The organism is Pseudoflavonifractor sp. MSJ-37, assembly GCF_018917965.1.
Classification (GTDB): Bacteria; Bacillota; Clostridia; order Oscillospirales; family Oscillospiraceae; genus Pseudoflavonifractor_A.
On sequence record NZ_JAHLPP010000014.1, the window covers coordinates 1 to 2987 of the forward strand.

The window sequence follows — 2987 nt, forward strand, 5'->3', positions numbered from 1 at the left end:
TGACCGCCAGCCCCCTCGCCCTCCCGGCGGGACAGAGCGCCCGGGCCTGGGTCCGGCATAGGGGCGGCGCCGTGGGCCTGACGCTCCGCTCCGGCGGGGAGGACCATCCCATGGCCGCCAGGGAGAGCCGTCCCACCATGGAGCTGATGGGCCGGAATGCCTGCACGGAGCAGTCCTTCACGCTGGACCGCCCCGTGGAGGCCGGAGACTGGCAGGTGGTCCTCACCGGCGCGCTGGGCGACGGCGAGGACGAGATGGCGGTGTATGACTACGGCGTGATCGTCCTCTGACACGCCAAAGGAGCGGGCCATACGGCCCGCTCCCGGCTCCAGCCTCGCCAGTCGACACGCCGCCCTGGTGGAGTATGATGAGGGCAGACGAGGGCACCGTCAGCAGACGGTCCGCCTCTTAAATGAGTTACAAGAAGTGATCGCTCGATCGGAAGGCCGAGACGATCACTTCTTGCGTTTCATGATCTGGTAGACCAAGTCGATGATGCTGACGATCAACAGACAGAATTGGATCAGTATCCGCCCCCAAAAGCCAATGAAAACGCCAGCTTTCCCCGATCCGGGGCGGCTGGCGTTCTGTTTTGCGGTCCCTGTGGTCTGCAAGCGGATCGGTTCCTATTAGAACACCACCCCCGGGCCGAAGCCCGGGGGTGGCGTTTGCGGTTTGGTCATACCAACAGACTAGAAGGAATCTGTCTATGGATAGCCTTAGACCTCCGCCTTCACATCGGTGGTAGCCAGCTTGTAGTTCGCCGTGATGAGGCCGTTGACGACCTCGAAGGTGTAGGTGTCACCCGCGTCGTTCAGAGTGATGGACTTGACGGTATAACCCTTCTTGGTCAGTTCCTTCTGAACAGCGGGGATGACCTCATTGACCATGTCCAGCGTGGCGACATCAGTACCCTTCTTACAGGTAACAGTCACCTTGCTGGGAATAGTCAGGTCAACCTTGGTGATGACATCAGTGGTGGTCGGAGTGCTGGGAGTGGTAGAGCCGCTCTTAGCCGCCTTGGTGACGACCAGCAGGAGCTCGCTGTCGCTGTTGTGCAGCAGATAGGTCACAAGGCCCTTATCGGAGTTGTTGGGCAGAGTCCCGACAGAGGCGGTATCGAAATCGCCGTTGTCCTTCTGCTCGACCCACACGGTCTTGTCGGTCAGCTTGTACTCAGCGGTATTGGTCGCCACGGTCTTGCTGGAGATGTTGTTCACGACGAGCGCGGGGCTACCAGACTTGGACTCATAGCTGCCGGAAGCGGGATCAGTCAGCTTATAAGTGTTATCCTTCGTGATGGTGTACAGATAAGCGCCGTTCTTGTCCCAGCTGCCATCGATCTTGATGTCAGTCTCCTCGGAGGAGCCAGGCAGGATGGCCTTGGCGTTGGTGTAATCGTTGGTGGAAGTACCGATATCGGTCACATACACGAAGTCGGCTACGTCCTTGCCGACGATGCTGCCGCCGGTGAAGGCCACAGCGGCCATGTTGCCGCCAGCGTTGTAAGCGGCATAGGCCTTGACAGAACTCACAGAGGGAGCGTTGGTGTAGCCGGTGTACACGTCCACATCGTCGATCTTGCCACCCTTAATGGTGACATAGAAGAACACAGTGCTGCTAGAAGCATACTTGGTCTGCTTGGCGCTGTCAGTCACAGTCAGACCGCCGACCTGAGTCTTGTTCTTGGTGAACTCGCTCGCATCACCCGTCACGGACAGATTGTCCTTCGGGGCAGTCAGCTTGATCTCGCCGTCAGAGCCGATGGAGTAAGCATAGACACGCCCCAGAGCGGTGTCAGCGGTGCTGGTCTTCAGAGCCTTGACAGCAGTCTTGACCGTATCAGCGGTACCGCTGTCCAGAGTGTAGACCTTCGTGGTGCCGTCCTCCAGGGTGACCTTCACGCGGTCGCTGTCGATGCCGGTGGTGTCATTGTCGCCAGCCCAGACATAGGCATACTTGCCGCCGTTCTCGGTGGCCTCGCCCACGGCGATGACCATGCCGTTCAGGTCCAGATAGAAGGTGCCTTCGCTGTCCACGAAGTTCTTGGTGACCGTGGAAGCGGAGTAGATGTCGTCATCGCCGCCAGTATAACCGAGGACGGCGGACACATCGTAAGAGGTGCCAGCCACGGTCATGGTCTCCTTTTCCTTCAGAGCCTCCAGCTTGCCGGTGACGGACTCAGCCTTCTGCACGTGCAGGTCGCCGCCGATCCAGGCAGCCAGGACATAGTCGTCCTTCTTCACGTCATCGAAGCCCACGACGTCCTTCTTGTCATCAGCGGTCAGGCCGGTGACAGCAGAACCAGCGTTTACGGTGATGGAGCCGTCGCTCTTGGTGGAGTAGGAAGTGACCTTACCGAACGCCAGCTTCGTCAGCAGGATGTAATCCACATCGCCGTCATCGTCGTTGTCGATCAGGACCTTCTCCACGCCGCGGTTAACGTGGGTGTCATCCTTCAGAGCGCCGATGCTCTTGCGGGTGGCGTCGTCCAGCTTGCCCCACTCAGTGGCATTGGCATAGTTGCTGACGACCTTAGTGGAGGACACGATGTCCAGATCGTTGTCGTCGGCCAGCTTGGTGACGTCCTTGTTGCCAGCGGAGACGGCGATCTTGTTGTCCTCAGACAGGACAGCGGAGCCCAGGACGGTAGCCTTGGAGGTGTTGCCGGAGTCGTTCTTGACGTACAGGGTGATGGACTTGCCCAGCTCGTCCTGACCAGTGGTCACGGAGTAAGTGCCGGTCTTGAAGACGTTCTGATCCTCGTCGGAACCATAGTTGGTGACCTCGACGCGGGTCTTGCCGTCATCCATAGAGGAGCCCTTGGCATCGGAAGAGTTCAGGTTGGCGAACTCGTTGGCGACGACCACGCCCTCGACCTTGATGGCGTTGAACTTGTCCTCCAGCATGGTCTTGCCGGTCTTGTTCTGGACGGCCACGGAGGTGCCGTTGGCGTTGTAGGTCCAGCTGTAGGTGACGGTGTCGGC

2 protein-coding genes are annotated in these 2987 nt (G+C 59.5%); one reads left to right on the forward strand and one right to left on the reverse strand.

The window, feature by feature from the left end:
- Nucleotides 1–290: hypothetical protein (locus KQI12_RS12320; protein ID WP_216573762.1), on the forward strand; the 290-nt coding region annotated here is incomplete at its 5' end.
- A 429-nt stretch (nt 291–719) separates the two neighbouring features.
- Here KQI12_RS12320 and KQI12_RS12325 read toward each other — a convergent pair.
- On the reverse strand, nt 720–2987 hold a 2268-nt coding region (locus KQI12_RS12325), incomplete at its 5' end, for a hypothetical protein (protein WP_216573764.1).